Source organism: Comamonas composti DSM 21721 (assembly GCF_000429845.1).
Lineage (GTDB): Bacteria > Pseudomonadota > Gammaproteobacteria > Burkholderiales > Burkholderiaceae_C > Comamonas > Comamonas composti.
Map to the genome: position 1 here is coordinate 53,811 of NZ_AUCQ01000028.1, position 23,686 is coordinate 77,496.

The 23,686-nt window shown below is 62.0% G+C and carries 17 protein-coding genes and 1 tRNA gene; 13 read left to right on the forward strand and 5 right to left on the reverse strand.

Annotated elements, in window-relative coordinates; translation table 11 throughout:
• Positions 1-49 precede the first annotated feature (49 nt).
• The 6 genes from lgt to G486_RS0113845 all read left to right on the forward strand — a co-directional run bounded on the left by lgt (position 50) and on the right by G486_RS0113845 (position 6,748).
• Positions 50-868 (forward strand): prolipoprotein diacylglyceryl transferase, encoded by an 819-nt coding sequence (gene lgt, locus G486_RS0113820; RefSeq protein WP_027016072.1) that lies wholly within the window; start codon positions 50-52, stop codon positions 866-868.
• A 281-nt stretch (positions 869-1,149) separates the two neighbouring features.
• A complete protein-coding gene (locus tag G486_RS0113825; protein ID WP_027016073.1) occupies positions 1,150-1,818 on the forward strand; it encodes a GntR family transcriptional regulator in 669 nt (222 codons plus the stop codon).
• On the forward strand, positions 1,815-3,266 hold the full coding sequence (locus G486_RS0113830) for a malonyl-CoA decarboxylase (RefSeq protein WP_027016074.1): 1,452 nt from the start codon (positions 1,815-1,817) through the stop codon (positions 3,264-3,266). The genes G486_RS0113825 and G486_RS0113830 overlap by 4 nt, the downstream gene beginning before the upstream one ends.
• Positions 3,267-3,325: 59 nt before the next feature.
• Entirely contained in the window at positions 3,326-4,324 is a 999-nt protein-coding gene (locus G486_RS0113835) for a Bug family tripartite tricarboxylate transporter substrate binding protein (RefSeq protein ID WP_027016075.1), read from the forward strand.
• A 53-nt stretch (positions 4,325-4,377) separates the two neighbouring features.
• Positions 4,378-5,193 (forward strand): enoyl-CoA hydratase/isomerase family protein, encoded by an 816-nt coding sequence (locus tag G486_RS0113840; protein ID WP_027016076.1) that lies wholly within the window; start codon positions 4,378-4,380, stop codon positions 5,191-5,193.
• Positions 5,194-5,200: 7 nt separating this feature from the next.
• On the forward strand, positions 5,201-6,748 hold the full coding sequence (locus tag G486_RS0113845; protein WP_027016077.1) for a malonate--CoA ligase: 1,548 nt from the start codon (positions 5,201-5,203) through the stop codon (positions 6,746-6,748).
• A gap of 214 nt (positions 6,749-6,962) precedes the next feature.
• Here the strand turns inward: G486_RS0113845 and lpdA are convergent, their stop codons facing one another.
• Genes lpdA through aceE form a run of 3 tightly spaced genes read right to left on the reverse strand, consistent with a single transcriptional unit; the run spans position 6,963 to position 13,309 of the window.
• Positions 6,963-8,822 (reverse strand): dihydrolipoyl dehydrogenase, encoded by a 1,860-nt coding sequence (gene lpdA / locus G486_RS0113850; protein WP_027016078.1) that lies wholly within the window; start codon positions 8,820-8,822, stop codon positions 6,963-6,965.
• Positions 8,823-8,836: 14 nt separating this feature from the next.
• Positions 8,837-10,573, reverse strand: coding sequence for a dihydrolipoyllysine-residue acetyltransferase (gene aceF / locus G486_RS0113855; protein ID WP_027016079.1), 1,737 nt, complete (start codon positions 10,571-10,573; stop codon positions 8,837-8,839).
• 18 nt (positions 10,574-10,591) lie between these two features.
• Positions 10,592-13,309 (reverse strand): pyruvate dehydrogenase (acetyl-transferring), homodimeric type, encoded by a 2,718-nt coding sequence (gene aceE, locus G486_RS0113860; protein ID WP_027016080.1) that lies wholly within the window; start codon positions 13,307-13,309, stop codon positions 10,592-10,594.
• Positions 13,310-13,593: 284 nt separating this feature from the next.
• Between aceE and G486_RS0113865 the strand changes: the two genes are divergently transcribed.
• The 3 genes from G486_RS0113865 to folD all read left to right on the forward strand — a co-directional run bounded on the left by G486_RS0113865 (position 13,594) and on the right by folD (position 17,782).
• Complete coding sequence (locus tag G486_RS0113865) at positions 13,594-16,197, forward strand: PAS domain-containing sensor histidine kinase (protein ID WP_027016081.1); 2,604 nt, start codon at positions 13,594-13,596, stop codon at positions 16,195-16,197.
• Positions 16,194-16,838 (forward strand): response regulator transcription factor, encoded by a 645-nt coding sequence (locus tag G486_RS0113870; RefSeq protein ID WP_027016082.1) that lies wholly within the window; start codon positions 16,194-16,196, stop codon positions 16,836-16,838. The genes G486_RS0113865 and G486_RS0113870 overlap by 4 nt, the downstream gene beginning before the upstream one ends.
• Positions 16,839-16,924: 86 nt before the next feature.
• Entirely contained in the window at positions 16,925-17,782 is an 858-nt protein-coding gene (gene folD, locus G486_RS0113875) for a bifunctional methylenetetrahydrofolate dehydrogenase/methenyltetrahydrofolate cyclohydrolase FolD (RefSeq protein ID WP_027016083.1), read from the forward strand.
• Between the two features lie 64 nt (positions 17,783-17,846).
• Here folD and G486_RS0113880 read toward each other — a convergent pair whose 3' ends face one another.
• Positions 17,847-20,348: an arginine/lysine/ornithine decarboxylase gene (locus tag G486_RS0113880; RefSeq protein ID WP_027016084.1), complete on the reverse strand. Its 2,502-nt coding sequence runs from the start codon at positions 20,346-20,348 to the stop codon at positions 17,847-17,849.
• A gap of 149 nt (positions 20,349-20,497) precedes the next feature.
• On the opposite strand from G486_RS0113880, the gene G486_RS0113885 reads away from it, so the two are divergent.
• The 3 genes from G486_RS0113885 to G486_RS0113895 all read left to right on the forward strand — a co-directional run bounded on the left by G486_RS0113885 (position 20,498) and on the right by G486_RS0113895 (position 22,110).
• The gene (locus G486_RS0113885; RefSeq protein ID WP_027016085.1) at positions 20,498-20,923 is read left to right on the forward strand and encodes an NfeD family protein; all 426 of its coding nucleotides are present in this window, start codon (positions 20,498-20,500) and stop codon (positions 20,921-20,923) included.
• Positions 20,924-21,008: 85 nt separating this feature from the next.
• Complete coding sequence (locus tag G486_RS0113890; RefSeq protein WP_027016086.1) at positions 21,009-21,926, forward strand: SPFH domain-containing protein; 918 nt, start codon at positions 21,009-21,011, stop codon at positions 21,924-21,926.
• A gap of 93 nt (positions 21,927-22,019) precedes the next feature.
• A tRNA-Ser gene (locus G486_RS0113895) sits at positions 22,020-22,110 on the forward strand.
• A 314-nt stretch (positions 22,111-22,424) separates the two neighbouring features.
• Here the strand turns inward: G486_RS0113895 and G486_RS22360 are convergent.
• Positions 22,425-23,003, reverse strand: a complete 579-nt coding sequence (locus G486_RS22360; RefSeq protein WP_034387739.1) for a hypothetical protein — start codon at positions 23,001-23,003, stop codon at positions 22,425-22,427.
• A gap of 372 nt (positions 23,004-23,375) precedes the next feature.
• Between G486_RS22360 and G486_RS0113905 the strand changes: the two genes are divergently transcribed.
• Positions 23,376-23,686, forward strand: a 311-nt coding sequence (locus G486_RS0113905) for a helix-turn-helix domain-containing protein (RefSeq protein ID WP_027016087.1), incomplete at its 3' end; no start/stop codon positions are given.

The following is a 23,686-nucleotide window of genomic DNA, read 5'->3' on the forward strand; positions in this document are numbered from 1 at the left end:
AGCAGGCCATTCGGGACTTTGCCCGGCTGGTCTGCGGCACAATGCCGGGATGCTGATGTATCCCCAGATCAATCCCGTGGCCCTGCAGATCGGCCCCGTGTCCGTGCATTGGTACGGGCTGACCTATCTGGCCGCTTTCGGCCTTTTTTTATGGCTGGGCACCTTGCGCCTCAAGCATCCGCCCTTCTCGCGCATGAGCGCCGACAGGGCCTGGACACGCAAGGACGTGGAGGACATCTTGTTCCTGGGCGTGCTCGGCGTGGTCGTGGGGGGACGCCTGGGCTATTGCCTGTTCTACAAGCCAGGCTACTACCTGAGCCACCCGCTGGAAATTTTCTTCGTCTGGCAAGGCGGCATGAGCTTTCACGGAGGACTCGTGGGCGTGGTCGCCTCCATGCTGTGGTTTGCGCGCTCGCGTGCCCGGCACTGGCTGGAAGTGGCCGACTTCGTGGCGCCCTGTGTTCCCACGGGTCTGGCTGCAGGGCGCGTTGGCAACTTCATCAACGGCGAGCTCTGGGGGCGGTTTGCAAGTCCCGAGCTGCCCTGGGCCATGGTCTTTCCGCAAAGTGGCTCCATGCAGCCGCGTCACCCTTCGCAGATCTACCAGTTCCTGCTCGAAGGCCTGCTGCTGTTCGTGCTGCTGTGGTTGTATGCAAGAAAAGAGCACAAGCGGGGCCAGGTCGCCGCCGTCTTTCTCATGGGCTATGGCCTGCTGCGCTTCGTGGCCGAGTACTTTCGCGAACCGGATGATTTTCTGGGCCTGCTGTCTCTGGGCATGAGCATGGGACAGTGGCTCTGCGTGCCCATGGTCTTGTTTGGCATGGGACTTTGGGCCTGGGCCGAAAAACAGCCTCAGACCCCGCATTGAAAACACAGAGAAACCCTGTGCAGCGCTTGCCTGGCAAGCGCATGAACTACTTTTTTCATAGCAGCGTCCTGGCCTGGCCAGGACGCTTTTTTTACGGGTAAATCAGGAGGATTTTTTTCGCCTCCATCTTGCAAAAATTCGACCTCACTTCATAATTACAGGAAATAATGGCAAAAGAAATGTCATTCAATGCTTTTGCCTTGATTTCAGTGCAAATGGCGACGTGGAAGATTTGAGCTGGCTCACCTCTACTTCTATCTGTTGATGATCGACCTGCCCTCATGCGCCCGGTAAACCAATCCCTGCACGACGAGGTCGCAGCCCGGCTGCGAACCCAGATTTTCGAGGGCTGGCTGGAGCCTGGCAGCTTCGTGGACGAGCCGGTTCTGTGCGAGCGCCTGGCTATATCGCGCACGCCGTTGCGCGAGGCTCTGAAGGTGCTGGTCGCCGAAGGATTGCTGCGCCACGAGCCGCGCCGGGGGTGCTTTGTGAGCGAAGTCACGGAGCGCGATCTGGACGAAATCTTTCCCGTCATTGCCTTGCTCGAAGGCCGAGCGGCCTTTGAGGCCACGAAGCGCGCAGGCGCGGCCGATGTGGCGGCTCTCGAGGTGCTGCATGAACGTCTGGTACGCCATGCGCAGCAAGGCTCGATTACCGAGTATTACGAAGTCAACCGCACCATCCACGAGGCCTTGATCACGCTGGCCGACAATCGCTGGCTGGCCCAGGTCATCGGCGGGCTGCGCAGAATTTTGCTGCTGGCCCGGTTGCGCCAGTTGCATGCTCCGGGCCGCCTCCAGGCAAGTCTGGCCGAGCACCTGCAGGTGTTCGCAGCGCTCAAGCAGCGTGATGCCCAGGCGGCCGATGCCGCCATGCAAAACCATCTTCTGCGCCAGCGCGAGGCGCTGAGCGAAGTTGCCCGCAACCACCAATCCCGTATCTCGCCATGAATACCGCCAGCTCCTGGATTTCGCGCAGCGTCTCCCGCCTGCGCAGCACCGATACGCCTGCCGATGAGAAAGTCGCCCCCAAGCCGCAGGCGCCGCGGAGCACCCAGCAGCGCCTGGATGCCACGCTGCGCCGTGGTCAGGAAGCCCTGGCGCCGCGTGCCCTGCGTCGGCTGCTGAATGATCTTCAGGCCGTGGCCGCACCGGAGGTCAGCGAACTCGAAGGCGGGCGCAGTGCCGAGCTCTTGATTGCCTGGTATGCCAAGGCCGAGCCCGAGCAGCGGCGAGATCTGTGGCTGCTGATGTGCGAGCAATTCATGCCGGATGCTGAGCGCATGCGCACGGCACGCGAGCGCTATGAGGCAGCAGCGGGCACATCCGAACAGGGCCAGGCCGAGATCGGCCTGCGCCGCGCCATGGTATCGCCGCGTACACGCTTGCTGCAGCGCTTTGCCGTGCCTCAGGGTGGCATGCGCTTTCTGGTCGACATGCGGGCCGAATTGCTGCGCGAGCTCAAGACCGACAAACGCCTGCTGGCGCTGGACGCCGAACTCGAGCATTTGTTCTCCACATGGTTCGATGTGGCCTTTCTGGAGCTTCGCCGCCTGTCCTGGGACTCGCCGGCTTCTTTGATTGAAAAGCTCATCAAGTACGAGGCCGTGCACGATATCCGCAGTTGGTCCGATCTCAAGAACCGGCTGGACAGTGACCGGCGCTGCTATGGCTTTTTTCATCCCAACCTGCCCAACGAGCCGCTGATCTTTGTCGAGGTCGCACTGGAGGACAGGATCTCTGAGTCCATCACGCCCTTGCTGGACGAGTCCGCCGCGCCTGCGGACCTGGCCAAGGCCACGACCGCAATCTTCTATTCCATCAGCAACACCCAGACTGGCTTGCGTGGCGTGAGCTTTGGCAACTCCTTGATCAAGCATGTGGTGGAGACCTTGAAGAAAGAATTTCCCAAACTGCGCGTGTTTGCAACCTTGTCGCCCATTCCGGGCTTTCGATCCTGGCTGGGCAAGAACCTGGCGCATTGCCTAGACCGTCTTGCAGACAAGCAGCTTGGCGAGCTGGCACGGCTGCTTGCGGCCGACGCAGGCAACCGCAAGGAGCTTGCAGCCCAGGTGATGCAGGCCGCAGACAAGGCTTTGGAGTGGGAGTCCAAATCGCCGCTGCGCCAGTTGCTGCTGCAATGTGCCGCCCAGTATCTGGGCCGGGGCCTGCAGGAAGGGCGTCCGCTGGACCCCGTGGCCCGCTTTCACCTCGGCAATGGCGCACGTGTGGAGCGTCTGAACTGGGCAGGCGACCCCTCGCCCAAGGGGCTGAAGCAGTCATGCGGCCTCATGGTCAACTACCTCTACGACCTCAAGCGTCTGGACAAGCACCGCAGCCAGCTCGCCCAGGGACAGGTGCCGGTGTCCACGGAGATAGAAGGTCTCTGTCTCGACTGAACTGGTCCTGAAGAATGCAGATTGCGCTTTTCATTACAACCATAACCACAGGAGGCAAGATGAAAAACACAGGTATGCAAAGACGAACGCTGCTCAAGAGCATGGCGGGCCTGGGGGCCAGCCTGGGGCTGGCGCCGGGCCTGCTTCAGGCGCAGACCGCCTGGCCCGCCAAGCCGGTCAATCTGGTCGTCCCCTTTCCCGCAGGAGGAGGAACAGATGCCTTTGCGCGCCCCCTGGCCGCGCAGTTCGCCAAATCCACGGGCAAGCCGCTGATCATCGACAACCGTGGTGGTGCGGGCGGCACGCTGGGGGCCAGTTATGCAGCCAAGGCCCATGGCGACGGCTATATGCTGCTCATGGGCGGCACCCACCATGTGATTGCACCGTCCATGTATCCCAAGCTCGATTACGACCTTGAGAAGGACTTTATCCCCCTGGCCTTGCTGGCCAGCGTACCCCAGGTCCTGGTGGTCAATCCGCGCAAGGTCACGGCCGGCAACATCCGGCAGTTGCTGGAGTTCCTCAAGGCCAATCCAGGCAAGCTCAATTACGGCTCGGCAGGCACTGGCAGCTCCCACCATCTCGCGGGCGAGCTGTTCAAGATGCAGACCGGGACCTTCATCACCCATATTCCTTATCGCGGCGCAGGCCCGGCCCTGCAGGACCTGATAGGTGGCAATGTGGACATGATGTTCGACGGACTGGGCTCCTCGGCTGGCCACATCAAGGGCAAGCGCATCAAGGCTTTGATGGTCTCAGGCAGCAGTCGCAACAGCGCCTTCCCCGACGTGCCCTGCGCGGCCGAGGCGGGTCTGCCCGACTACACTGTGTCCACCTGGTACGGGCTCTGGGCGCCCAAGGGCACACCGGCGGACCTGCAGGCGCGCATCGCAGAAGAAGTGCGCAAGCTGGGCTCGGCCGAGGAGATCAAGAGCATCTGGGCCGGCAACGGAGCCGAGTTCGGCAGCATGGGCCAGCCCCAGTTCGCGGCCTTTGTCTCGGCCGAGATCAAGCGCTGGGCTCAGGTGGTCCAGGCTTCGGGCGCCAGGCTCGAATAGGCCCGGACAGGCAGCAAAAAATCAATCGTTTCATGAAGAAGAAAGAGAGAGCCATGTCGGCAGAGGTGGTCACGTATTGGGCTGATGGCATGGGGCAGCAGCATGGTGTGCTGCAGGTCACGCTGCATCACGAGGGGCGCCTGAACGCCATGTCCCGCCCCATGTGGCGCCAGTTGCGCGCGGTCTTCGAGGATGTGCAGCGGCGCAGCGATGTGCGCTGCGTCATCGTGCAAGGACAGGGTCAGGCTTTCTGCGCAGGCGGGGACATCTCCGAATACCCGGACTTTCGCTTCGACCCGGTGCAACTGCGCGCATTTCATGAAACTGATGTCTGGGGCGGCCTAGCTGCCATGCAGGCCTGCGACGTACCCATCGTCGCCAGCATCGCCGGTGCCTGCATGGGGGCAGGCGTGGAAATCGCCAGTTGCTGCGACATACGCCTGGCATCGGAGGATGCACGCTTCGGCGCTCCAATTGCCAGGCTGGGCTTTCCCATGGCCCCGCGCGAGGCTCAGCTTGTTGCCCGGGCCGTCGGCGATCTCACAGCCAGACAAATGCTGCTGGAGGCAGCGAGCTTCAGTGCCCGGCAAATGCTGGAGCGCGGCTTTCTGAGCCATGTGCTCGCGCCCGAAGAGCTGGCGGCACAAGTGCAGGAGACAGCGCTGCGCATAGCCGCCCTGGCGCCAGGGGCGGCTCGTCTGAACAAGCAGACCCTGAGGGATTTGCAAAGCGTACACACGAACTCGGCCATGCAGGCACTCGTCGATGGCCAGAGCAATCCCTATGGCTATGCCGACAGTCACGAGCATCGCGAAGGCATAGAGGCCTTTATTGCCAAACGCAAACCTGATTTCAAGAACCTGACCTGATTCTTTTATGAACTCACAAAATCTTTTTGAAGCACTGCGCGCGGCTTTTCCCGAGGATCTTGACCAGATCGCCATAGAGACGACATCGGCCAGCGGCGAGCCGCTCCACTACAGCTGGCGCGATCTGGACCGCGCGAGCGCACGCATGGCCAATCTGCTGGCCTCGCTGCAATTACCCGCGGGCAGCCGTATTGCCGTGCAGGTCGAGAAGTCCGTGGAAGCCGTGATGCTGTACCTGGCCACGCTGCGCGCCGGCCATGTGTTTCTGCCGCTCAATACGGCCTACCAAAGTGCCGAGATCGAATACTTCATCACCAATGCCGAGCCTGCGGTCGTGGTCTGCACGCCAGCCAACTTCGGCTGGGTGTCGAAGATTGCGTTCACCTCGGGCGTAGGCCATGTCTACACACTCGGCGATGACCGCACGGGCAGCCTGCTCGAGCGCGCCATGCACCACAGCGACGCCCAGCAATGCGTGGCCAGAAAGGCCGATGACCTGGCAGCGATTCTCTACACCAGCGGCACGACGGGGCGCAGCAAGGGCGCCATGCTCAGCCATGGCAATCTGCTCTCCAATGCCCAGACTCTCAAGGATTACTGGGGCTGGCAGAAAGACGATGTGCTGATCCATGCCCTGCCCATCTTCCATGTGCATGGCCTGTTCGTTGCCCTGCATGGGGCCATGCTCAATGGCAGCCCCATGATCTGGTTTTCCAGGTTCGAGCCCGGGGCCGTGATCGACAGCATGCAAAGGGCCACGGTATTCATGGGTGTGCCCACGCTGTATGTGCGCATGCTGGCCGATGCCAGGCTGACGCGAGAAGCCGCAAGCCATATGCGGCTCTTCATCTCCGGCTCGGCCCCGATGCTCGTCGAAACCCATGGCGAGTGGCAGCAGCGCACGGGCCAGGTGATTCTGGAGCGCTACGGCATGAGCGAGACCATCATGCTGACCTCCAACCCCTATGGCCCTGACAAGCGCCATGACGGCCAGTCCGAACGCAAAGCGGGCACCGTGGGCTTTGCCCTGCCAGGCGTGGAGGTGCGCATCACGAATGAAGAAGGCCGGGATCTGCCTGTGGGCGAGATCGGAGGCATTCAGGTGCGCGGGCCCAACGTGTTTTCCGGCTATTGGCGCATGCCCGAAAAGACCGCCGAAGAGTTCACGGCCGATGGCTGGTTCAAGACCGGCGATCTGGGCCGCATCGACGAACGCGGCTATGTAAGCATCGTGGGGCGCAGCAAGGACTTGATCATTTCGGGCGGCTACAACGTCTACCCGGCCGAGGTCGAAGGCTTTATCAACGAGCTGCCCGGAGTGGCCGAGAGCGCACTGGTGGGCGTGCCCCATGCCGACTTCGGCGAGGTCGGCGTGGCCGTGGTCGTGCCCAAACCCGGTGTCGAACTCGATGCCCAGACCATCATCGGTGCGCTCAAGACCAGGCTGGCAAACTTCAAGATTCCCAAGCGCTGCCTTGTGGTGAGCGAGCTGCCACGCAACACCATGGGCAAGGTGCAGAAAAACCTGTTGCGCGAGCAATACCGCGAGCATTGACCGGCCTGCGATGGCATCGCCAGGCGCCTCGGCACGCGCCCGGTGGTTGGTGACCGGCTGGAGCGCAAGCACCTGCATATCTTCAGCACATTCAGTCCACGACGAAGCAAGGGCTGCCCGCGCAGCCACAACCAGCCTGGGAAGCCATCCCAAACGACAAAGGCAGCCCTCGGGCTGCCTTTTTCTTGGTGCGAGCTCCAGCGCTTTCTAGAGCTTACTTGCGCACCGGCGGCACATCCGTGCAGGAGCCATGCGCCACTTCTGCCGCCATGCCGATGGACTCGCCAAGGGTTGGGTGGGGGTGGATGGTCTTGCCGATGTCCACGGCGTCTGCGCCCATTTCTATGGCCAGAGCGATCTCGCCAATCATGTCGCCGGCGTGGGTGCCGACAATGCCGCCACCCAGGATCTTGCCGTGGCCATGGGCCTCGGGCGAGTCGTCGAACAGCAGCTTGGTCACGCCCTCGTCGCGGCCGTTGGCGATGGCGCGGCCGGAGGCGACCCAGGGGAACAGGCCCTTCTTGACCTTGATGCCTTGGGCCTTGGCCTGGTCTTCGGTCAGGCCCACCCATGCCACTTCGGGGTCGGTATAGGCCACGCTGGGGATGACGCGGGCGTTGAAGGCGGCGGATGCCAGCTCCTTGTTGCCCTGCAGTTCGCCAGCGATGACTTCGGCCGCCACGTGCGCTTCGTGCACCGCCTTGTGCGCCAGCATGGGCTGGCCCACGATGTCGCCGATGGCAAAGATGTGGGGCACGTTGGTGCGCATCTGGATGTCGACGTCGATGAAGCCGCGGTCGGTCACGGCCACGCCGGCCTGGTCGGCGCCAATCTTTTTGCCATTGGGCGTGCGGCCCACGGCCTGCAGCACCAGGTCATAGGTTTGCGGCTCGGGGGCAGTGCCGCCCTCTTCCGCTGCGGCGAACGTGACCTTGATGCCTTCGGGCGTGGCTTCGGCACCCACGGTCTTGGTCTTCAACATGATGTTGTCAAAACGCGGGGCGTTCATCTTCTGCCAGATCTTGACCAGGTCACGATCGGCGCCCTGCATCAGGCCATCCATCATTTCCACCACGTCCAGGCGCGCGCCCAGGGTGGAGTACACCGTGCCCATTTCCAGGCCGATGATGCCGCCGCCCAGAATCAGCATGCGCTTGGGCACTTGCTTGAGTTCCAGCGCGCCGGTGGAATCCACCACGCGCGGGTCCTTGGGCATAAAGGGCAGGCGCACGGCCTGCGAGCCGGCAGCGATGATGGCGTTCTTGAACTGCACCACCTTTTTGCTGCCCGTGCGCTCGGTGCCCTCACCCGTGGTTTCTTCAACCTCGATATGGTGGGCGCCGACAAAGTTGCCGTAGCCACGCACCACGGTGACCTTGCGCATCTTGGCCATCTGGCCCAGGCCGCCGGTGAGCTTGCCAATCACCTTTTCCTTGTGGGTGCGCAGCTGGTCGATGTTCACCTCGGGCGCGGCGAACTTGACGCCTGCGACTTCGAGGTGCTTGACCTCATCCATCACCGCCGCCACGTGCAGCAGCGCCTTCGACGGAATGCAACCCACGTTCAGGCAGACGCCGCCCAGGGTGGCATAGCGCTCGACCAGCACCACCTTCAGGCCCAGATCGGCCGCACGGAAGGCGGCGGAATAGCCGCCGGGGCCGCCGCCCAGCACCACCACGTCGCAGTCCAGATCGACCGCGCCGCTGAAGTTGCTGGCCACAGGTGCAGCCACCGGCGCTGCTACGGCTGCAGGAGCAGCCTGCGCAGGTGCAGCGGGCGCTGCAGCCGCTGCAGTCGGACTTGCCTGTGCTGCGGCCGCAGGGGCCACTGCCTCACCAGCCGCTTCCAGCGCGATGATGACCGAGCCTTCGGCGACCTTGTCGCCGATCTTGACCTTCACTTCCTTGACCACGCCGGCGTGGCTGGAGGGGATCTCCATGGAGGCCTTGTCGCTCTCCACGGTGATCAGCGACTGGTCCACAGCCACGGTGTCGCCCACCTTGACCAGCAGTTCGATCACACCCACTTCGGCGAAGTCGCCAATGTCGGGGACTTTGATATCAATGATTGCCATGTATCAGTCTCCGTTTACAGCAGGATGCGACGGTAGTCGGCCAGCACCGCGCCCAGGTAGGCGTTGAAGCGGGCAGCGGCAGCGCCGTCGATGACGCGGTGGTCGTACGACAGCGACAGCGGCAGCGTCAGGCGTGGCACAAACTGTTTGCCGTCCCACACCGGCTTCATGGCCGACTTGGACAGGCCCAGAATGGCCACTTCCGGCGCGTTGATGATGGGCGTGAAGTGGGTGCCGCCAATGCCGCCCAGAGACGAGATGGAGAAGCAGCCGCCTTGCATGTCGGCCGCGCCCAGCTTGCCGTCGCGGGCCTTTTTGGCCAGCTCGGTCATTTCCTGGCTGATCTGCAGAATGCCCTTTTTGTCGGCATCCTTGAGCACCGGCACCACCAGGCCATTGGGCGTGTCCGCCGCAAAGCCGATGTGGAAGTACTGCTTGTAGACCAGGGTGTCGCCATCCAGCGAGGCGTTGAACTCTGGGAACTTCTTGAGCGCAGCGACCACGGCCTTGATCACAAAGGCCAGCATGGTCACCTTGACATCGCTCTTGGCCTTGGCGCTTTCGGCATTGGTCTGCACGCGGAAGGCTTCCAGCTCGGTGATGTCGGCCTCGTCGTTGTTGGTGACGTGGGGAATCATCACCCAGTTGCGGTGCAGATTGGCGCCCGAGATCTTCTTGATGCGCGACAGGTCCTTGCGTTCCACGGCGCCGAACTTGGCAAAGTCCACCTTGGGCCAGGCCAGCACTTCCAGGCCACCGACGTTGCCGCCGCCAGACTTGGCGGGCGCTGCGGCCTGCTGTGCCAGGGTCTGCACCGCGCCGGCCATGACCGACTTGGTGAAGGCCTGCACGTCGTCCGCCGTGATACGGCCCTTGTTGCCCGAGCCCTTGACCTCGGCCAGCGGCACGCCCAGTTCGCGGGCGAACTTGCGCACCGAGGGCGATGCATAAGGCAGCGCGCCCGTGGGGGCCACGGTGGGGTTGTGGGCAGGCTGGGCAGCAGGTGCCGCCACGGCTGCTGTTGCTGCCACAGGGGCGGCAACGGGTGCGGCCACAGGGGCTGCAGCCACGGGAGCGGGTGCTGCGGCAGCGGGAGCGGGAGCAGCAACGGCCGCGCCCTGCACCGTCATCTGGCCGACCACGTCGCCCACGTTCACGGTATCGCCCATCTTCAGCGTCAGCGCGGTGATGGTGCCGGCGGCGGGCGACGGGATTTCCATCGACGCCTTGTCGGATTCCACGGTGAACAGCGATTGCTCGGCCGTCACGGTGTCGCCCACCTTGACCAGCATCTCGATCACGGCCACGTCCTTGAAGTCGCCGATATCGGGGATCTGGATGGCCAGACTGCTGGAAGCAGCAGCAGCAGCAGCAGCCGGTGCCGCAGGTTGCGCTACATCTTCAGGAGCTGGTTGCGCTTGTCCCACGGGTATTTCAGCTTCTTTTGGATCTGAAATCGTTTCTGAATCAGCGCTAGCAGCTACGGATTGTGCAGCAGGCGCTTCGGCGGTGGCCGCCGTCTCCAGCACGGCAATCACCGCGCCTTCGCTGATCTTGTCGCCCAGTTGCACGCGCAGCTCCTTGAGCACGCCGGCATGGCTGCTGGGGATTTCCATCGATGCCTTGTCGGACTCCACGGTCACCAGCGACTGCTCCACCTTGATGGTGTCACCCACTTTGACCAGCACTTCGATCACGCCCACGCTGTCGAAGTCGCCAATGTCCGGTACCTTGATTTCTGTCAGTGCCATTGTCTGTCTCCGGTCGTTTTAGGCGTGCAGCGGGTTGATCTTGTCGGTCTTGATACCGTACTTGGCAATGGCCTCGGCCACGGTGGTGGCGTTGATCTTGCCTTCTTCGGCCAGAGCCTTGAGCGCGGCCACGACGATGTAGTGGCGGTCGATCTCGAAATGCTCGCGCAGCTTGCGGCGGAAGTCCGAGCGGCCAAAGCCGTCCGTGCCCAGCACCTTGTAGGCCCGGCCCTTAGGGATATAGGAGCGGATCTGCTCGGCGTAGGCCTTCATGTAGTCGGTGGAGGCAATCACCGGGCCGCCATGGGGCTGGAGCTGTCGGGTCACGAACGGCATCCTGGGTGTCTCCAGCGGATGCAGCAGGTTCCAGCGCTCGGCCTCCTGGCCGTCGCGCGTGAGCTCGTTGAACGAGGGGCAGCTCCACACATCGGCGGCAATACCCCAGTCGGCCAGCAGCAGTTCCTGGGCGAAGAAGGATTCGCGCAGGATGGTGCCCGAGCCCAGCAGTTGCACGCGCAGGCCGCTTTCGGGCACTTTCTGGCCGGGCTTGCACATATACATGCCCTTGATGATCTGCGCCTCGGTGCCCGCAATCAGCCCGGGCATGGCGTAGTTCTCGTTGAGCAGCGTCAGGTAGTAGAAGACGTTCTCCTGCTCCTGCACCATGCGGCGCAGGCCGTCCTGCATGATCACCGCCACTTCATGGGCGAAGGTGGGGTCGTAGCTCACGCAGTTGGGAATCGTGCCCGCCAGGATGTGGCTGTGGCCGTCTTCGTGCTGCAGGCCCTCGCCATTCAGCGTGGTGCGGCCCGAGGTGCCGCCCAGCAGGAAGCCGCGCGCCTGCATATCACCCGCAGCCCAGGCCAGATCGCCCACGCGCTGGAAGCCGAACATGGAGTAGTACACGTAGAACGGGATCATGATCCGGTTGCTGGTGCTGTAGCTGGTCGCAGCCGCAATCCAGCTGCTCATGCCGCCGGCTTCGTTGATGCCTTCCTGCAGAATCTGGCCGGCCTTGTCCTCGCGGTAGTACATGACCTGGTCCTTGTCGACCGGGGTGTACTGCTGACCATGGGGGTTGTAGATGCCAATCTGGCGGAACAAGCCTTCCATGCCGAAGGTACGGGCCTCGTCCACCAGGATGGGCACCACGCGAGGGCCGATTTCCTTGTCGCGCAGCAGCTGGGTCAGGAAACGCACATAGGCCTGGGTGGTGGAGATTTCACGGCCTTCGGGCGTGGGCTCCAGAATGGCCTTGAAGGTGTCCAGCGCGGGCGCGGTGAACTGCTCATCGGCCTTCACGCGGCGGTGGGGCAGATAACCGCCCAGGGCCTTGCGGCGCTCGTGCAGGTACTTCATCTCCGGCGTGTCGTCGGCCGGCTTGTAGAAGGGAATGTCTGCGATCTGGCTGTCGGGGATGGGGATGTTGAAGCGGTCGCGGAAGGCCTTGATGTCCTCGTCGGAGAGCTTCTTGGTCTGGTGCACGGTGTTCTTGCCTTCACCGATCTTGCCCATGCCAAAGCCCTTGACGGTCTTGACCAGCAACACGGTGGGCTGGCCCTTGTGGCCGTTGGCAGCGTGGAAGGCGGCATAGACTTTTTGCGAGTCATGGCCACCGCGGCGCAGGTTCCAGATCTCGTCGTCACTCATGTGCTCGACCATCTTCAGCGCGCGCGGATCGCGGCCGAAGAAGTTCTTGCGCACGTAGGCGCCGTCATTGGCCTTGAAGGACTGGTAGTCGCCGTCGTTGCACTCCATCATGATCTTCTTGAGCACGCCGTCCTTGTCCTTGGCCAGCAGCTCGTCCCAGCCCTGGCCCCAGAGCAGCTTGATCACGTTCCAGCCCGAACCACGGAATTCGCCTTCCAGCTCCTGGATGATCTTGCCGTTGCCACGCACCGGACCGTCCAGACGCTGCAGATTGCAGTTGATGACGAAGACCAGGTTGTCCAGGTTTTCGCGCGCGGCCAGGGAGATGGCGCCCAGCGATTCCACTTCGTCCATTTCACCGTCGCCGCAGAACACCCAGACCTTGCGGTTTTCGGTGTTGGCAATGCCGCGGGCGTGCAAATACTTCAGGAAACGCGCCTGGTAGATGGCCATCAGCGGGCCCAGGCCCATGGACACCGTGGGGAACTGCCAGAACTCGGGCATCAGCTTGGGGTGGGGGTAGCTGGACAGACCCTTGCCATCCACTTCCTGGCGGAAGTTCAGCAACTGCTCTTCAGAGATACGGCCTTCCAGGTAGGCGCGGGCATAGATGCCGGGCGAGACATGGCCCTGGATGTAGAGGCAGTCGCCGCCGTGGTTTTCGCTCTCGGCATGCCAGAAGTGGTTGAAGCCGGCAGCAAACATATTCGCCAGCGAGGCAAAGGAGCCGATGTGGCCACCCAGGTCACCGCCTTCGGGCGGGTGGATGCGGTTGGCCTTGACCACCATGGCCATGGCGTTCCAGCGCATATAGGCGCGCAGGCGGCCTTCAAGAATCAGGTTGCCGGGGCAGCGTGCTTCCTGCTCGGTCTCTATGGTGTTGACGTAGCCGGTATTGGCCGAGAACGGCAGGTCCACGCTGTTCTGGCGTGCGTGTTCCAGCAGGTTTTCAATGAGTTGGTGCGCGTATTCGGCGCCTTCGCGGTCGATGACGGAGGACAGCGCGTCCATCCACTCACGGGATTCTTGGGCATCCAGGCTCGGCTTGGCGTTGACGCCAGCTTGGGGGTCGGTCTGAGCTGTCATGGGAACTGTCTCCTTGTGTAGAAGGTGGCATCTGGGAAGAGGCTGAATTGCCACGGGCTGCACAGCATGAGGGCATGGTACGGGGCCCGGGCAGAAAGGGAGATTTCAGCGCTCTTGACCGGATGAGTTTCGCATATTTTCTCCATATTTCAAATCGTGGCTTATGTTTTTGCAATATGAAAATATGCTGCAATTGCACATACAGGGAAAGCCCTTGGAGCCTCCATTCAAGCATCATTCGCAACCCCTGAGAAACACTCAGACTCTCCCCTACACTTCCACCCATGCAAGCCCCTGCCCCCGAGTCCGAGTCCGCGCCCTCTGTCAGCCCTGTCGCCGATGCCAAGACACCCGTACGCTGGTGGCGCAACTGGTGGCGCTCCCTATCGCCCACGCGCCAGGACCGCGTCGCTGCCCTGGCCCCCCTTGCATCGGTGCTGATGTTCATGATCGCCATCGCGGCCTCTTTCTGGTACTTGCGCACCGAGGAGGTGGAGCGCGAGCAGGAGGCCTTGCGCCGCGACGTCGAATACGCCCAGCAGCGCGTACGCCTGCGCCTGCTGGAGCGTCAGGAGCAGCTCATGCGACTGGCGCGTGACATGGCCAACCGCGACCTGGGCGGAGGCGACTTTGCCAGCCGTTCCGAGTCACTGATCAGCCAGTACCCGGAATTGCAGTCCATCTCCCTGATCGACATGCAAAAGCGCATCGTGGCCAGCCAGTCGGCTCCGACGGTGAGCAGCGATCAGCTGCGCGTGCCCCGCGAAGTCGTACACGACAGGGACACCCTCGCCGCCTATGTTCAGGCACGCGAGATGCAACAGCCCGTCTACATGCAAAGCAGCATGAAGCCCGGGCAAATCACACCACTACTGCAGTTGCACGTACCGCTGACACGCAACGGCCGCTATCTGGGCGAAATCCTGGGCGAGTTCTCCATAGACAGCCTGATGCGCTACAGCACGCCCACCGAGGTCATGGCGCGCTATGCGGTAACCATGCTCGACGGCGAAGGCCAGACCCTGGCCGGAACCTCGCTGACCCCGCGCAAGAGCACGCTTCCTCTGGAGCTGCTGCGCTGGCGGCGGATAGCCAACGAATACTCGGTCGCCGTGGCACCTGTGGGCGACGGCCTGGTTCTGCGCGCCCAGGCCTATCGCACCTCGCTGGGCGTGGTGGGCAGCGGCCTGTTCTGGCTGGTGGGCACGCTGAGCCTGATGACAGCCTGGCTGCTGCTGGCCACCTGGCGCCACATGCGCCGGCGCCAGCGCACCCAGGAGGCGCTGGTTGCGGAAACCAACTTCCGCCGCGCCATGGAAAACTCCGTGCTCACGGGCATGCGCGCCCTGGACCTTCAGGGCCGCATCACCTATGTGAATGCGGCGTTCTGCCAGATGACCGGCTGGAGCGAATCCGATCTCGTGGGACAGTTGCCGCCCTACTCCTATTGGCCGGCTCACGACCATGACAACCTGCATTCCAAATTGCGCGAAGAGCTCTCGGGCAAGACCGTGGTCGGCGGCTTTCAGGTACGCGTACAACGCAAGAACGGCACACAGTTTGATGCGCGGCTTTACGTCTCCCCGCTGATCGACGCCCATGGCCAGCACACGGGCTGGATGTCGTCCATGACCGACATCACCGAACCCAACCGCATACGCGAGCAGCTCTCGGCCTCCTACGAGCGCTTCACCATTGTTTTAGAGGCCCTGGACGCCTCGGTCTCGGTCGCGCCCCTTGGCAGCGCCGAGCTGCTGTTCGCCAACAAGCTCTATCGTCAGTGGTTTGGCTCCCAGACCGACGGGCATCTGCAGCTCGTGGCCCAGGCCGGCATGCTGCCCATGCTCTCACGCGCTCCTGCTCCATCAAAAACGCCCCCCACCTCGGAAAGCCTGGACGACGAAGACGGTCTCATGGGCCTGCCCACGGATACGCTGACCAGCGCACGCAGCGAAAATGCCGAGATCTATCTACCAGAGCTTGGCAAATGGCTGGAAGTACGCTCGCGCTATCTGAGCTGGGTGGACGGGCGCCTCGCGCAGATGGTGATTGCCACCGACATCACGCCGCGCCGCCAGGCCGAGGACCAGGCCTCGCGCCAGGCCGAACGTGCCCAGGCCTCAAGTCGCCTGATCACCATGGGTGAGATGGCCTCCAGCGTGGCCCATGAGCTCAACCAGCCGCTGACTGCCATCAGCAATTACTGCAGCGGCATGCTGACACGCCTGGAGAAAAAGACGCTCACCGAAGAGCAGATGCGCTTTGCGCTGGAAAAAACCGCACACCAGGCCCAGCGCGCCGGGCAGATCATTTTGCGCATACGCTCGTTCGTCAAGCGCAGTGAGCCCAATCGCACTCTGGCCCAGGTGACGGATATGGTCAACGAAGCCGTGGAGCTGGCAGGCATCGAGCTGCGCCGCCGCAATGTGCAACTCACCTACCACGTGGCCGAGCGCATGCCGCCCGTGATGGCCGACACCATTCTGATCGAACAGGTGCTGGTCAACCTCATGAAGAACGGGGCTGAATCCATAGAGCAATCGGACCGGCCCAGCCATCAGCGCAATGTGGAATTGCGCGTCGTGCCCCGCACCATTGAAGAGCAGCGCGTCATCGAGTTCACTGTGCAGGACACGGGCAAGGGCTTGCCGCCCGAGGTGCTGGAGCGTTTGTTCGAGGCCTTTTTCTCCACCAAGAGCGAAGGCATGGGCATGGGCCTGAATCTGTGCCGCAGCATTGTTGAGTCGCATCAAGGCCGGATGTACGCTGAGAACCTCTACAATGGCCCCGAGGTCGTCGGCTGCCGGTTCTCCTTCTGGCTGCCACTGGCTGCACCGGACAATGCAGCCACGGCGGCCCACGAACCTACAACGAGGACAAATGCATGAGCTTGATCCCAAAAAAAGGCACCGTATACGTAGTCGATGACGATGAAGCGGTTCGTGACTCACTGCAGTGGTTGCTGGAGGGCAAGGACTACAGGGTGCGCTGTTTCGATTCGGCCGAGACCTTTTTATCGCGCTACGATCCGCGCGAAATTGCCTGCCTGATCGTTGACATCCGCATGGGTGGCATGACCGGCCTTGAGCTGCAAGACCGCCTTCTGGAGCGCAAGTCGCCCCTGCCCATCGTCTTCATCACCGGCCATGGCGACGTGCCCATGGCGGTGAACACCATGAAGAAGGGGGCGCTGGACTTCATCCAGAAGCCCTTTGACGAAGACGAGCTGCTCAATCTTGTGGAGCGCATGCTTGACCACGCGCGCCAGGCCTTTGCAGGGCACCAGCAGGCCGCCAACCGCGATGCCCTGCTGGCCAAGCTCACAGGCCGCGAAGCCCAGGTGCTGGAGCGCATCGTCGCCGGCCGCTTGAACAAGCAAATTGCCGACGATCTGGGCATCAGCATCAAGACCGTCGAAGCTCATCGCGCCAACATCATGGAAAAGCTCAACGCCAATACCGTGGCCGATCTGCTCAAGATTGCGCTGGGCCAGAACGGCGCACCAGCCAAGACAGCTGTGCCGGGCTAAATATTCAAGACCTCAAAAGCTCTCGCTTTTGATAGCTGCTAGCGCTTGATCAGCAAGGGCTAGCAGCATTTTTTATTGGTAATCGCATGACAGCTCAACTCATAGACGGCAACGCCCTCTCCCGCCAGCTACGCGCCGAAGTCGCCCAGCGCGCAAGTACCCTCAAAACCCAAGGCACAACACCCGGCCTGGCCGTGATCCTGGTGGGTGACAACTCCGCATCCCAGGTCTATGTGCGCAACAAGGTCAAGGCCTGCGAGGACGCAGGTTTTCATTCCGTGCTGGAAAAGTACGACGCCAGCATGACCGAGGCCGAGCTGCTGGCCCGCGTCGAGGCGCTGAACAACGACCCCAGCATCCACGGCATCCTGGTGCAGCTGCCCCTGCCCAAGCACATCGACGACCACAAGGTCATCGAGACCATCTCGCCCGCCAAGGACGTGGACGGTTTTCACGTGGCCAGCGCCGGCGCGCTGATGGTGGGTGAAGTCGGCTTCAAGGCCTGCACCCCCTACGGCTGCATGAAGATGCTGGAATCCATCGGCATGAAGGACTTGCGCGGCAAGCATGCCGTGGTGATCGGCCGCTCCAACATCGTGGGCAAGCCCATGGCCATGATGCTGCTGGCCGCCAACGCCACCGTGACCATCACCCACAGCGGCACCGCCGACTTGGCCGCCATGACACGCCAGGCCGATGTGGTAGTGGCCGCCGTGGGCAAGCGCAACGTGCTGACCGCCGACATGGTCAAGCCCGGCGCCGTGGTGATCGACGTGGGCATGAACCGCAACGACGAAGGCAAGCTCTGCGGCGACGTGGATTTTGGCGGCGTCAAGGAAGTGGCCGGCTTCATCACCCCCGTACCCGGCGGCGTGGGCCCCATGACCATCACCATGCTGTTGGTCAACACCATGGAAGCGGCCGAGCGCGCCTCTGTCGGCTAAAAAAGGCCAGGAGCCCCCGGGTAGTGATACCACGGGGGCCACTCACTGAGGCGAGCCGGCCGCCTCAGGCCGCGCTGCTGCGAACCACCTTTTTGGCCGGAGCCTTCTTTGCTGCAGGCTTGGCAGCAGCCTTCCTGGCCGGCTTTGCTGCCAAAGCCTGGGCCACAGGCTTGGCCACGGTCTTTACGGCAGCCTTGGCTGCGGGTTTGGCCACCGTCTTGCGCGTCGCTCTTGTAGCTGGCTTGGCAAGCGGCTTTTCCAGAGCCACGCAGTCAGCGTAGTAGTGGACCTCACCGTCCTCGCCCTCCAGTTCCACCAAGCCATGGATATCGGTCTCGAAGCCCGGGCATTCCTTGGCGAATTCGCGGGCGAACAGCAGGTAGTCCACGATCTTCTTGTTGAAGACTTCACCGGGGATCAGCAGCGGAATGCCGGGCGGATACGGCGTGACCAAGCCCACGGTGGTGCGGCCCACCAGGTGGTCGATCTCCACGCGCTCGGTCTTGCGCTGGGCAATGTGGGCGTAGGCGTCCGAGGGCTTCATGGCCGGCTGCAGATCGGACAGATACATCTCCGTGGTCAAACGCGCAATGTCGTACTTGGCGTACAGCTCGTGCACGTGCTGGCACAGGTCCTTGAGGCCCATGCGCTCGTAACGGCGGTGTTGCTGGCAGAACTCCGGCAGGATGCGCGCCAGCGGCTGGTTGCGGTCGTAGTCGTCCTTGAACTGCTGCAGCGCGGTCAGCATGGTATTCCAGCGGCCCTTGGTGATGCCGATGGTGAACATGATGAAGAAGCTGTACAGGCCGGTCTTCTCGACCACCACGCCATGCTCGGCCAGGTATTTGGTGACGATGGAGGCCGGAATACCGGTATCCGAGAAGTCGCCATCCAGGTCCAGGCCAGGCGTGACGATGGTGGACTTGATGGGGTCCAGCATGTTGAAGCCGTCGGCCAGATCGCCAAAACCGTGCCAGTTGTCGAACTCCTTGCCGCTCTTGCCCTTGGCCTTGTGCTTGCGCGAGGCGTCGGGGCCACGAATGATCCAGTCCTGGGCCGAGCCCACGCCCTCCTCTGCCAGGGCCTCGGGGCCCCAGACATCGAACCACCAGTCGTCGTCACCGAACTCGTCTTCGACCTTGCGCATGGCCCGGCGAAAATCCAGGGCTTCGAGAATGGACTCCTCCACCAGCGCCGTGCCGCCGGGTGGCTCCATCATGGCGGCGGCCACGTCGCAGCTGGCGATGATGCTGTATTGCGGGCTGGTCGAGGTGTGCATCAAGTACGCCTCGTTGAACAGGTGATGGTCCAGCTTTTCGTTCTGGCTGTCCTGCACCAGCACATGCGAGGCCTGGCTGATGCCAGCCAGGAGCTTGTGGATGGACTGCGTGGCGTAGACCACCGAATGCTGGGGACGCGCGCGCTTCTTGCCCATGGCGTGGTAGCTGCCATAGAAGGGATGGAAGGCTGCATGGGGCAGCCAGGCCTCGTCGAAGTGCAGGTTGGCCACATAGCCGTCCACCATCTGCTTGATGACTTCGGTGTTGTAGAGCACGCCGTCATAGGTGGATTGGGTCAGCGTGAGCACACGCGGCTTCACAGTCTTGGGATCCACACCCTTCAAGAGCGGGTTGGCCGCGATCTTGGCCTGGATGGACTCCATCGAAAACTCGCTCTGCTGAATCGGGCCGATGATGCCGAAATGGTTGCGCGTGGGCTTCAGGAACACCGGAATCGCACCCGTCATGATGATGGAGTGCAGGATGGACTTATGGCAGTTGCGGTCCACCACCACCACATCGCCAGGCGCCACCGTGTGGTGCCACACGATCTTGTTCGAGGTGGACGTGCCATTGGTGACGAAGTAGCAGTGGTCGGCGTTGAAGATGCGCGCGGCATTGCGCTCGCTCTCGCCAATCGCGCCGTTGTGGTCCAGCAGCTGGCCCAGCTCTTCCACGGCATTGCACACGTCGGAGCGCAGCATGTTCTCGCCATAGAACTGGTGGTACATCTGGCCCACAGGGCTCTTCAGAAACGCCACACCACCGGAGTGACCGGGGCAATGCCAGCTGTACGAGCCGTCTTCCGCATAGTCCAGCAGCGCCTTGAAAAACGGGGGCTGCACGCCTTCCAGATAGCTCTTGGCTTCGCGGATGATATGCTTGGCCACGAACTCGGGCGTGTCCTCGAACATGTGGATGAAGCCGTGCAGCTCGCGCAGGATGTCGTTGGGCAGGTGCCGACTGGTCTTGGTCTCGCCGTAGATGTAGATCGGCACTTCCTCATTCTTGCGGCGTACTTCGCCGATGAAGCTTCGCAGGCTGTGGATCACCTCGGGATCGGTCTCTCCGCTCTGTGTGAACTCCTCGTCATCGATGGACAGAATGAAGGCGCTGGCCCGGCTTTGCTGCTGGGCAAACTGACTCAGATCTCCATAGCTGGTGACACCGAGCACCTCGAAGCCCTCTTCTTCTATGGCCTGCGCCAGAGCACGAATGCCCAGACCCGAGGTATTCTCGGAGCGAAAGTCCTCATCGATGATGACGATGGGAAAACGAAACTTCATGGCAGCAGCCTCCGTGAACAAAAACAGGCTTTAAAAGGAAACAGGCGCGAAGTGTAAGGAATATCCTGATTGCGCTTTTGCTATCTAGGGCTTTTCCCACAAAATGTCGCGCACCCAACACACCCTGAACTAAATGAGAGGTTGTAGGAATGGATTATTCAACCACCTGGTGGCTTGTGGCTGGTGCACTGGTCATCGCCGAGCTGCTCACCGGCAGCTTTTATCTGCTCATGCTGGCCATGGCCTGTGCCGTAGGCGCCCTGTGCGCCCACGCCGGCCTGTCCCCCATGGCCCAGGTCCTGACAGCATCGATACTCGGCGTGACCGCCGTGCTGGCCTGCTACCTGGTACGCAAGCGCCGCGCTGCTCTGCATGGGCTGAGCAGCAATCGCGAGCTCAACCTCGATGTGGGCGAGTCTGTCATGGTTGAACAATGGAGCTCCGACGGCACCGCCCAAGTCCGCTATCGCGGAGCCCAATGGACTGTCATAGGCCGGCCCGGCAACCTGCCCAGTGCAGGCATGCACCGCGTGGCAGAAGTCGTGGGCAACCGCCTGCTGGTCGACAAGATCTGAAAGCCAGCACGGCTCAGAACAATCCAGCCTTCTCAAAGCACTCTTTTCACTCCCCTCAACCAGCCTTCGGGCCTGGAGAATATTCATGGAAGTAGCCATCGTCATCCTGGTCATTGCGGCCATCTTCATTGCACAGTCGGTCAAGGTCGTGCCACAGCAACACGCCTGGGTCAAGGAGCGCCTGGGCAAATACGCTGGCACGCTCACGCCTGGCCTGAACTTTCTCGTGCCCTTTGTGGACCGGGTGGCCTACAAGCACATCCTCAAGGAAATCCCTCTGGATGTGCCCAGCCAGGTCTGCATCACGCGTGACAACACCCAGTTGCAAGTGGATGGCATTCTGTACTTTCAGGTGACCGATCCCATGCGCGCCAGCTATGGCTCGTCCAACTACATCATGGCCGTAACCCAGCTGGCCCAGACCTCGCTGCGCAGCGTGATCGGCAAGCTCGAGCTCGACAAGACCTTTGAAGAGCGCGACATGATCAACGCCCAGGTGGTTTCGGCCATTGACGAGGCCGCGCTGAACTGGGGCGTAAAGGTGCTGCGCTATGAGATCAAGGACTTGACGCCCCCGGCCGAAATCCTGCGCTCCATGCAGGCCCAGATCACGGCCGAGCGTGAAAAGCGCGCACTGATTGCGGCATCCGAAGGCCGTCGCCAGGAACAGATCAACATCGCTACCGGTGAGCGCGAGGCCTTCATCGCCCGCTCCGAAGGTGAAAAACAGGCCGTGATCAACAAGGCCCAGGGTGAGGCCGAGTCCATCAAGGCCGTGGCCGAAGCCACTGCCCAGGCTCTAGAGCGCGTGGCCGCAGCCATTCAGCAACCCGGCGGCCAGCAGGCCGTACAGCTCAAGGTGGCCGAAAGCGCCGTCGACGCTTACAGCAAGGTGGCTGCTGACGCCACGACTACCCTGGTCGTGCCCAGCAATATGACGGAAGTCTCCAGCCTCATCACCTCGGCCATGAAAATGATCCAGACAGGCCAACGCAGCAGCTAAATGCCTGCATGGATTGAGGGCCAAGCAATTTTTCAGGAATCCAGGCTAATTTCCAAAAACACCCAAAAACTACTGCTACAATAGCGTTCTTCCGGAGAGGTGGATGAGTGGTTTAAGTCGCACGCCTGGAAAGCGTGTGTGGGTTAATAGCCCACCGCGGGTTCGAATCCCGCCCTCTCCGCCAGATATGAAGCCCCGCCTAGCAATAGGCGGGGTTTTTTCTTGTACCCATCAATCTACCCATCAATTCGCCAGGTGCTTAAAACGCCACGATTTGATGGCACCAACGGAAAAAACCGCCCCCAGGCAGCCCGGCAATGGCGTCGGGAATGCCAATACCGCTCTAGACACCCGGGAAAGCGGGCATCTACCGCAAACACGCCAGGGATGGCCTCGAGGTCGTCAGGGAAAGGGGCCGTCAGCTTGGGAACCCCCTTTGGTTGCCTGGATTTCAAATCTGAGCAAGTTTTGATGCCAGAAGCCTGGTATCAAACGCCCTCAGTCTTGAGGGGGCGTGTCCCTGGCGCCGAAGCCATAGCAGGCCTTGCAGGTCTTTCCATTGGCCAGGTTGATGCCGCCACAGGATTCGCACCGGCGATCACACCACCACAGGAGCACATCAGCGAGCTTGGCCTGGCCGTCCTTGATGCCACGCGCCAGCACCCAGGGCATGAATCCAGCGTGCTGGTCCATGAGCTTGCGGAACGTGGGCAGTTGGGCCAATGTCTCGCGGCGACTTTCGGCCAGCCATTGCACGGCCAGGGCATGGGCGCCAGCAATATCCAGCACCTCGGTCACGCGCTCGCCTCTGCGGTCTTTCGTCTTCTTCACAATGCGCGGCATCCTCCTGGCCACGTGCTCAATGTCGGCGGTCGTCAGTGCTCGAGGCTTGAGCCTGGTATCCCATTCCGACATGAGCTGATAAACCAGGCGGCCGAGCTTTGCAGGCTGAAGGCCGACTGCAATCAGGTAGTCGGCATCGGTGCGCGTCTCGATGTTGACGGACAGGTCATGGCTATTGCTGGCACTGGTCAAGCGTTCAACGAGGGTCGGTTTTTCCTGAGTTTCTGCTGTCATTGCGCTCTTTCTTGGTTGGTGTCTTTTCGGCCTTCAGCGCCAGTATTGCGGCGGTCAATTGGTGCGGCAGATCCGCCAGCACTCCATGCGATTCGGCTGCATAGCGCTTGGCTGCCCACCAGGCGTAGCGCTTGTCGATGTGCGAACCGGATGCAGTGCGCCAGCATTTCGTGCCTGTGTTGCTCGTAGGCCATTCATCTCTCTATCTCTACCTTTGCCTGTATTCCCGATCTGCACGGGTTGAAGACCCTGTGAGAACGCATACCACCCCTATAACCCAGGGGGAACCTAGTGTCCTGAGTTAGAAATTCATTGAATTTATTGTCTGTCGATTGATCAATCAATGTAATGTGGCAACACGACGAGGTGATCATGAGAGGCAGACCCAAGGCGCAACTCGTGCTGAGCAACGCAGAGCGCGAGCAACTCACGACATTGACCCTGCGGCGCAAGACCGCACAGGCGCAGGCACTGCGTGCACGCATCGTGCTGGGTTGTGCCGACGGTATGGAGAACAAGGCGGTTGCCGCTCGCCTGCGCGTGACACCCCAAACGGTTTCCAAGTGGCGCGCCCGCTTCGTTGAACACCGCTTGGACGGTCTGCTTGACGCACCTCGCCCGGGCGCCCCGCGCAGCATCGATGATGCACGTGTCGATGCGGTAATCGCGCGCACATTGGAGTC

Bases quoted from the DNA above. Each gene is read 5' to 3' on its own strand.
- lgt (WP_027016072.1), top strand. From the start codon at position 50: ATGCTGATGTATCCCCAGATCAATCCCGTGGCCCTGCAGATCGGCCCC.
- G486_RS0113825 (WP_027016073.1), top strand. From the start codon at position 1,150: ATGCGCCCGGTAAACCAATCCCTGCACGACGAGGTCGCAGCCCGGCTG.
- G486_RS0113830 (WP_027016074.1), top strand. From the start codon at position 1,815: ATGAATACCGCCAGCTCCTGGATTTCGCGCAGCGTCTCCCGCCTGCGC.
- G486_RS0113835 (WP_027016075.1), top strand. From the start codon at position 3,326: ATGAAAAACACAGGTATGCAAAGACGAACGCTGCTCAAGAGCATGGCG.
- G486_RS0113840 (WP_027016076.1), top strand. From the start codon at position 4,378: ATGTCGGCAGAGGTGGTCACGTATTGGGCTGATGGCATGGGGCAGCAG.
- G486_RS0113845 (WP_027016077.1), top strand. From the start codon at position 5,201: ATGAACTCACAAAATCTTTTTGAAGCACTGCGCGCGGCTTTTCCCGAG.
- lpdA (WP_027016078.1), bottom strand. From the start codon at position 8,822: ATGGCAATCATTGATATCAAAGTCCCCGACATTGGCGACTTCGCCGAA.
- aceF (WP_027016079.1), bottom strand. From the start codon at position 10,573: ATGGCACTGACAGAAATCAAGGTACCGGACATTGGCGACTTCGACAGC.
- aceE (WP_027016080.1), bottom strand. From the start codon at position 13,309: ATGACAGCTCAGACCGACCCCCAAGCTGGCGTCAACGCCAAGCCGAGC.
- G486_RS0113865 (WP_027016081.1), top strand. From the start codon at position 13,594: ATGCAAGCCCCTGCCCCCGAGTCCGAGTCCGCGCCCTCTGTCAGCCCT.
- G486_RS0113870 (WP_027016082.1), top strand. From the start codon at position 16,194: ATGAGCTTGATCCCAAAAAAAGGCACCGTATACGTAGTCGATGACGAT.
- folD (WP_027016083.1), top strand. From the start codon at position 16,925: ATGACAGCTCAACTCATAGACGGCAACGCCCTCTCCCGCCAGCTACGC.
- G486_RS0113880 (WP_027016084.1), bottom strand. From the start codon at position 20,348: ATGAAGTTTCGTTTTCCCATCGTCATCATCGATGAGGACTTTCGCTCC.
- G486_RS0113885 (WP_027016085.1), top strand. From the start codon at position 20,498: ATGGATTATTCAACCACCTGGTGGCTTGTGGCTGGTGCACTGGTCATC.
- G486_RS0113890 (WP_027016086.1), top strand. From the start codon at position 21,009: ATGGAAGTAGCCATCGTCATCCTGGTCATTGCGGCCATCTTCATTGCA.
- G486_RS22360 (WP_034387739.1), bottom strand. From the start codon at position 23,003: ATGACAGCAGAAACTCAGGAAAAACCGACCCTCGTTGAACGCTTGACC.